Source organism: Rhizobacter sp., assembly GCF_035702065.1.
In the GTDB taxonomy this organism is placed as follows: Bacteria; Pseudomonadota; Gammaproteobacteria; order Burkholderiales; family Burkholderiaceae_C; genus Rhizobacter.
Genome location: NZ_DASSRA010000226.1, coordinates 1 through 7,213, shown reverse-complemented (window position 1 = coordinate 7,213; position 7,213 = coordinate 1). Strand labels below are relative to the sequence as shown.

Genomic DNA, 7,213 nt, shown 5'->3' with positions numbered 1-7,213 from the left:
CAACGCCTTGAGCGTGAAGTAGCTACCTACAATGCGGGCCTTCGGGCCGCTAGCTCATGATTGGTTAGAGCAGCAGACTCATAATCTGTTGGTGCCGTGTTCGACTCACGGGCGGCCTACCACTGACAAACAAGCGCCCAGTCCCGAGACTGGGCGTTTTGCTTTTCGCAGAACTCGACGTGCTGTAGCCGCGGACCAGCGGCGCGACCTTGTCGGTTCACGCCTTCACGGCCGCCATCTCCGCCAGCCGTGTGGTGTACCGCGGCGAGCGTCTTTCCTGCTTCGACGCATGACGCGCTGCCTGTCCCTGCCGAAGCGTGCTCGCCACCGACACGGCGCCCAAGCCGAAGCGTTGGTTCAAGGCATCCACGGCCGTCATCAGACGCGCCGTCGCCTTGCTCGTGTCGTCGACCGACGGCTCGCATGCCGTCGTGAACAGGTCGAGTTCTACCTGCGACTGCGCCTGCGGGCTCAGGTCGACCAGCATCACGCCCGCCTTGACATAGTTGAAGCCCGGCCGGTACATGGCTTCGAGCGCCCGCACCGCGGCCGCGATGAGCACCCGCGTGTCCGCCGTCGGCCGAACGGGCAGGGTGATGCTTGGGCTGTGCTGGGCGTCCTTGCGGCGGAACGGGCTGGTGGTGATGAACACGCGCACGGCGGCTGCCACGCTCTGCTGCGCACGCAGCTTCTCGGCCACCCGCGACGCGAAGCCGCTGACGATCTCGGTGAGCGCGGTCAGCTCGGTTGCCGGCTCACCGAAGGAGCGCGAACACATGATCTGCTGGTTGGGTGCGGGCGCATCGTCCACGTCGAGGCAGGAGGTGCCGCGCAACTCCAGCACGGTCTTCTCCAGCACCACGCTGAACTGCCGGCGCAGCGAGCTCACGTCGGCACGGACGAGGTCGAGCACGCTGCGGATGCCGCCCTCGTGGAGGCGGGCGGTGGTCTTGCGCCCGACGCCCCAGACGTTGCCGACCTCGGTGTTGCGCAGGATGTCGTCGAGCTCGGCCCGTCCCATCTGCCCGAAGTGGCAGACCTGTGCGACCGCTGCCGGGTAGCTGCCGGGCTTGCGGTCGGCCGTCTTGGCCACGTGGTTGGCCAGCTTGGCCAGTGTCTTGGTCGGCCCGATGCCCACGCTGGTCGGCAGGCCGGTTGACTGCAGCACGGTGCTGCGCAGGTCGCGCCCGATGGCGACCAGGTCGCCGCGCACGCCCTCGAAGTCGAGGAAGCACTCGTCGATGCTGTAGATCTCCTGGCGCGGTGCGTACTGCGCGGCGAGCGCCATCATGCGGCTGGACATGTCGCCGTAGACCTCGAAGTTGGCGGACAGTGCGATGAGCCCGGCCGAGCGTTCGAGGTGACGCACCTCGAACCAGGGCTGCGCCATCTTCACGCACAGGTCCTTGGCTTCGTTGCTGCGTGCGATGCAGGCGCCGTCGTTGTTCGACAGCACGACCACGGGCCGGCCGATGAGCGAGGGCCGGAACACCCGCTCGCAGCTGACGTACATGTTGTTGACGTCGACGAGCGCGAACACGGCTGGCCCCAGGCCGGTCAGACCGGCAGCGACTTCATCACGGTCGTGACGACACCCCAGAGCGCGAACTCCTGGCCTTCGCGCGGGTGGATGTCGGCCACGGCCGGGTCGGTGGCGCTCAGGCTGAAGGCGGCACCGCTCCGCGCCAGGCGGCGGCAGATGAACTCGTGCTCGACCACGGCGACCACCACATGGCCGCAGGCCGGCGCGACGGCGCGGTCCACCAGGACGATGTCGCCGTCGTCGATGCCGGCCTCGCGCATCGCGTGGCCGGCCACGCGCATCATGAAGGTGGCCTGCTGGTTGCGGATGAAGATGTCGTTCAGGTCCAGGCGCGTGACGCCGGATTCGCTGGCGGGCGACCCGAAGCTGACGGCGACGCTGGTGCGAGGCGGCTGCGCCGCGGGCGTGCGGTCTCGGCCGACACGGGCGGAGGGAGCCGCAGACGAATCGTCCATGCCGGCTACTCCTGCGCGGGCGAGGGCTGCATCAAGGGCTCGACGCGCTGCCCGTTCACGTAGGCGTGGCCGTCCCGGACCTCGATCAGCATGGCGCCGAACCGGCCCTCCCAGACGTAGCGCTGCACCCCTTCTGCGGCCAGCGGCAACTGGGGCTCATTCAAGGCATCAAGGCCGAGGAATACCTCGGGCAACAGGGGCGCGTTCATCACAGGACTCTTGAAACGGGGGCTGGAGAACGCACTGTATATCCATACAGCCATGATTTCCAGGGCCAAATCGTGCCGGGCAAGGCGGTCACGCTGGCGAGCCGAGGTGCCAGAGTCGCAACGCGATGTGGAGTTCGAGCGCGCGCGTGGCACTGCCCCAGTGGCCGATCAGGTCCTCGGTCGTGGCCAGGCGCTGGCGCACCGTGTTGACGTGGATGCCCAGCCGCTGCGCCGTGGTCGTGGCGTTCTGGTTGCAGTCGAAGTAGCACAGCAGCGTGGCCGCAAGTTCGGTGCCGCGCTTGCGGTCGTGCGAGGTCAGGGCGCCGATGGTGGCCTCGAGGAAGGTCTCCAGGCTGCCGCGGTCGTGCGTCTCGAACAGCGTCGAGTACAGCGCCAGCTCGTTCTGGCCGATCACGTGGCCCTGCACCCCCATGCGCCGGAGAACGCCCAGGGCGCGGCGCATGGTGGCGTAAACCGCCGGGATCTCCCCCACCGTCGCGATCGGCCGTGACGCCACGCCGCGGTGCACGGCCGCCATCTCGCTGCTGGCCCACTGGGTCGCGAGCTGGCGCAGCTCCGGCGCGCGGCTCGCAGCACACAGCATCACGAGCACGCCGTCGATGTCGTCGACCAGCACGCCGTCCTGCGGCGGAAAGGCGCGAAAGCGCCGCGCCGCGTAGCCCGCGCTCGGGTGGTCCATCTCGACCAGCAGCAGCGCCAGCGGCTGGGCGAGGTCGACGCCGAGCCGCGCGGCCCGGTCGGCCATCAGCGCGGCCTCGTCCTGGCGCGGCGACACCAGCGCGCGCAGCAGCGCCGCAACCCCGCGGCTCTTGTTCGCCTCCATGCGCTCCTGCGAGAGCAGCACGATGCCGATGACGCTGGAACTGCGCTCCAGCGTGCGCACCGCCAGCTCCTCGAGCTCGCCGCGGTGGAAGAGGGCGACCGAACCGAGGATGTCATCACCGCCGATCACCGGCATCACGCGGCAGCGTTCGTCACCCACTTCGTAGGCCTGGACCGAGCGGCCGGTCTGGCGGCTCAGGCGCAGCGCACGCGCGATGTCGGCGCTGTGCTCGCCGTGCGGGGCGTAGTTCTGGGCCGCCTCGCCGGTGTAGGTCTCCGCGGCGCCGCGGGCGATCGCCTGGGCGGCTTCGTCCAGTATCAAGAGACTGCCGCCGAGCAGCTGCGCCACCGAGCTGCACAGCGTCGCCAGCGAGGCCCCGCGCGACAGCAGCGAAGTCATCTGTTCATGGGCATCGGCCGCGGCCTGGATGCTGCGCAGGTGCCGCTCCAGCTCGGCGCGTGCCGCGTCGGCATGGGCCAGTGCCTCGCTGGCGCGTTCGAAGTCGCGCGCATTGCGCAGCGCGACGGCGGCGTGCGTGGCCAGCGTGCACAGGATCGAGATGCTCTGCGCGGTGTGCACGCGGTGGTAGCGGTCGGCCACGAACAGCAGGCCGGTGACCTCGCCGTCCCAGATCAGCGGCACGCCCACCAGCGCAGTGATGCCCTCGTCGCGGAAGGTGTCGTCGAGCCGGGCGTCGTGCGCGAAGCGGCGGTCGTGCAGGTAATCCGGCGTGGTGAACGGCAGCTGGGTGCTCATCACGACGCTGACGACGCCGCGGTCGCGCCGCGCGACCATGTCGGTCACGCTGCGCGACAGCCCGCCTTCTGCCACCACCACGTGGAACTCGCCGCTCTCGGCATCGTGGGTCGACAGCCACGCGAGGTCCGAGCCGAGCAGGTTGCGCGCCTTCGAGACGATGGCGCGCAGCAGGCTGGTGAGGTTCAGGCGGCTGGAGAGATCCTGCGCCGACTCGATCACGGCCAGCATGCCCTGCTCGCGCTGCTGCAGCAGCTCGAGCCGGTTGCGCACCGCCATCGCCATGCGCACGAGCTCGGTCTGGGCCGACTTGCCAGGCGTGTCGTCGGGCAAGGCCTCTGCCTCGGCCAGGTGCTGGGCGAAGACCTCGGCCGGCGCGTCCTGGTGCAGCAGCTGGATCAGACGGGCGTCGATCGGCTCGCCGCGTGGGGGGTCGGGGGCTGCGCTCATGGTTCGCTCTCGTCGTTCTCGTCGCTCGGCGGCGGGACAGGCTAGCAGAGGCCAGGCGCTGCTGCCGCGCCGATCAGGGCAAACCGCCTCCGGGTTTTCGCGGTGGACCTCGCGCACATCGCAGACGGCCTGCGGGTGTGCCGTCATGACATTGAGCGCCGACAAGCGCGCTTCGACACTGCCTTCGCGTGCCGACAGCCCGGGACTCTTGTCTTTGCGGGTTCCTGCACCGCGGGGTTGCCCCAACACACAAGACCAGGAGACACCATGCACCCAGTACCTCACGCGCTGCGCCTCGCGTTCGCGGCGGTCGCCACAGCCGCCGTCACCGCGGCGCTCACCGCCTGCGGCGGCGGCAGCGACAGCCCGCCCGCATCACCGCCGCCCGCAGCGCCGCTCGCCTGCGCGGACCTCGCCGGCATGGCCATCCCGGCGAGCGCCATCGGCCTGCCCACCGGTGGCGGCACGGTCACGTCGGCCACCGTGGTGGCGGCCTCGGGCAGCGGTGCACGCGTGATCCCTGAGCACTGCCTCGTCAACGGCGCGATCGCGCCGATCGACACCGTGGCCGAAGCGATCCAGTTCCGCGTCGCGATGCCGACGACCTGGAACGGCAAGGCGATGATGTTCGGCGGCGGCGGTTTCGACGGCAGCATCCCGAACGTGGTCGGCAACGTGCCGGCCGGGCCGGCCGACCAGCCCCTGCCGATCGGCCGCGGCTACGCCGTGTTCGCGAGCAATGGCGGCCACCAGGGCGGCGCGCTGGGCTCGCTCGACGGCGCCTTCCTGCTCAACGAGGAGATGCTGCGCAACTGGGCCGGCGAGGCGCTGAAGAAGACGCGCGACGCGTCCGCCTTCCTGATCAAGGCGCGCTATGGCACAGCAACGATCCAGCAGTCCTACTTCGCCGGCGGCTCCACCGGCGGGCGCGAGGCGCTGGAGGTGGCCACGCGCTGGCCCGACGACTGGACAGGCGTCATCGCCTGGTACCCGGCATGGAAGCAGATGTCGGCGATGCTCGCCGGCCACCGCGCGAACCGCGCACTGGCGCAGCCCGGCGCCTACCCGAACACGCCCAAGCGCAAGCTGGTCTACGACGCGGCGCTGCAGGCCTGCGACGGCCTCGACGGCCTCGTCGACGGACTCATCAGCAACCAGAACCGCTGCAACGCCCTCTTCGACCCGGCGACCGCCTCGTTCAACGGCACGCCGCTGCGCTGCCCCGATGGCGCGGACACGGGCGACACCTGCCTGTCCGACGTGCAGATCGCCACGCTGAAGGCAATGAACGCCTCGACGCGCTTCAACTTCACGCTGGCCAGCGGCGAAACCGGCTACCCGGGCTACAACGTGTGGGGCGCCGACCTCGGCATCACCAGCAACCCGAGCCCGCTGCAGCCGACCATCACCTTCCTCAACCTCAACACCTCGCAGCCGGCGCACCCGATGCCGAGCACCGCGCCCTACATCAGCCGGCAGCTCGACGCGATGATCCGCTACGGCGTGACCCACGACGTCGGCTACGACTCGCTCTCGCTCGACCCCGAGAACCCCGGCCCCTGGGGCCCGCGCCTGAGCGAGCTGTCAACCCTGCTCGACGTGCCGGTCGACCTCGACGCCTTCGCGGCCAAGGGCGGCAAGCTGCTGCTCGCGCACGGCCTGTCGGACGTGCTCGTCAGCTCGCGCGGCACCGAGGAGTACTACCAGCGCCTGCAGGCCCGCATGGGCCCCGCCGAAGTGGCCAAGTTCGTGCGCTACTACGAGGCCCCGGGCTACGGCCATGCGCTCGCCACGGCCTTCAACGTGGCCTGGGATTCGCTGAGCACGCTCGAGGCCTGGGTCGAGCAGGGCACCGCGCCGACGGCTCAGGTGATGGGCGACACCGCCTCGGGCAGCGTCGGCCGCACCCGGCCGCTGTGCGAGTACCCCAAGTGGGCGCGCTACAGCGGCAGCGGTGACGTCAACGCCGCCGCGTCCTTCACCTGCGTGCCCTACGAAGACGTGCCGCCCACGCAGCGCAGCACCCACCTGGGCACGGTGGTCGGCAGCGACCTCTCGGCCAGCAGCGGCACCTACGCCTGGAAGGGCGTGCCCTATGCGAAGGCGCCGGTCGGCGACCTGCGCTGGCGCGCGCCGGCCGAGGCCGACGCCTGGACCACGCCGCGCTACACCCAGACCTTCGGCAATGCCTGCTCGTCGGCCGGCCGGCTCTACGGCCCGGGCCTGAACAACCGCTACGACGCGACCATCGGCAGCTCGCTGGGCCAGACCGTCGGCTCGGAGGACTGCCTGTACCTCAACGTCTGGCGCCCCGCGAGCGCCGCCACCAACCTGCCGGTCATCGTGTGGGTGCACGGTGGCAGCAACATCACCGGCTACACCGCCGACCCGATGTACGACGGCGCCAACCTCGCGCGCACCGCCAACGCCGTGGTCGTGTCGGTGAACTACCGGCTCGGGCTGCTCGGCTTCTTCAACCTCGGGCAGCTCAAGAGCGGCACCAACGCGCTCGACGACTCCGGCAACTTCGCCATCCTCGACATCATCAAGGCGCTGCAGTTCGTCAACCGCAACGTCGCCAACTTCGGCGGCAACGCCGGCAACGTGACGCTGATGGGCCAGTCGGCCGGCGCGGTGAACGTCTTCGCGGTGATGACCTCGCCGCTCGTCGTGGCCGCCAACCCGGCGATCGTGCACAAGCTGCTGCCGATCAGCGGCGGGCTCTCGCCGGCCAGCGAGCTGCCGGCCGGCAGCATCGCGACCATGGCCGCCCCGTCGGACTTCCGCGGCCAGGCCGATTACTTCCTGGCGCGGCTGGTGATCGCCGACGGGCTGGCGGCAAACCTCACGGCCGCCTCGGCCTACATCGCCTCCAAGACGCCGGCGGAGATCGCCACCTACGTGCGTGCCAAGAGCGCCGACACGATCTGGCAGACGGTGGTGACGCAGCTCGCGC

General features: G+C 70.2%; 5 protein-coding genes and 1 tRNA gene. 2 read left to right on the top strand and 4 right to left on the bottom strand.

The features are described 5' to 3' along the window. Positions 1-43 precede the first annotated feature (43 nt). Positions 44-122: transfer RNA gene (locus tag VFL64_RS10475), tRNA-Ile, on the top strand. 95 nt (positions 123-217) lie between these two features. Here the strand turns inward: VFL64_RS10475 and VFL64_RS10470 are convergent. From VFL64_RS10470 to VFL64_RS10455, 4 genes are all read right to left on the bottom strand, one after another. Next, positions 218-1,540, bottom strand: coding sequence for a Y-family DNA polymerase (locus VFL64_RS10470; RefSeq protein WP_489540317.1), 1,323 nt, complete (start codon positions 1,538-1,540; stop codon positions 218-220). Between the two features lie 17 nt (positions 1,541-1,557). Beyond that, complete coding sequence (locus tag VFL64_RS10465) at positions 1,558-1,998, bottom strand: LexA family protein (RefSeq protein ID WP_489540316.1); 441 nt, start codon at positions 1,996-1,998, stop codon at positions 1,558-1,560. A 5-nt stretch (positions 1,999-2,003) separates the two neighbouring features. Continuing rightward, entirely contained in the window at positions 2,004-2,207 is a 204-nt protein-coding gene (locus VFL64_RS10460) for a hypothetical protein (protein ID WP_489540315.1), read from the bottom strand. Positions 2,208-2,295: 88 nt separating this feature from the next. Then, positions 2,296-4,257 carry a helix-turn-helix domain-containing protein gene (locus VFL64_RS10455; protein ID WP_489540314.1) on the bottom strand — a complete coding sequence of 654 codons (1,962 nt, stop codon included), beginning with the start codon at positions 4,255-4,257 and terminating at the stop codon, positions 2,296-2,298. Between the two features lie 267 nt (positions 4,258-4,524). On the opposite strand from VFL64_RS10455, the gene VFL64_RS10450 reads away from it, so the two are divergent. Then, a partial coding sequence (locus tag VFL64_RS10450; protein WP_489540313.1) for a tannase/feruloyl esterase family alpha/beta hydrolase occupies positions 4,525-7,213 on the top strand: 2,689 nt, incomplete at its 3' end.

Coding starts and splice junctions, on each gene's coding strand:
- VFL64_RS10460 (WP_489540315.1), bottom strand. CDS start 2,207: ATGAACGCGCCCCTGTTGCCCGAGGTATTCCTCGGCCTTGATGCCTTG.
- VFL64_RS10455 (WP_489540314.1), bottom strand. CDS start 4,257: ATGAGCGCAGCCCCCGACCCCCCACGCGGCGAGCCGATCGACGCCCGT.
- VFL64_RS10465 (WP_489540316.1), bottom strand. CDS start 1,998: ATGGACGATTCGTCTGCGGCTCCCTCCGCCCGTGTCGGCCGAGACCGC.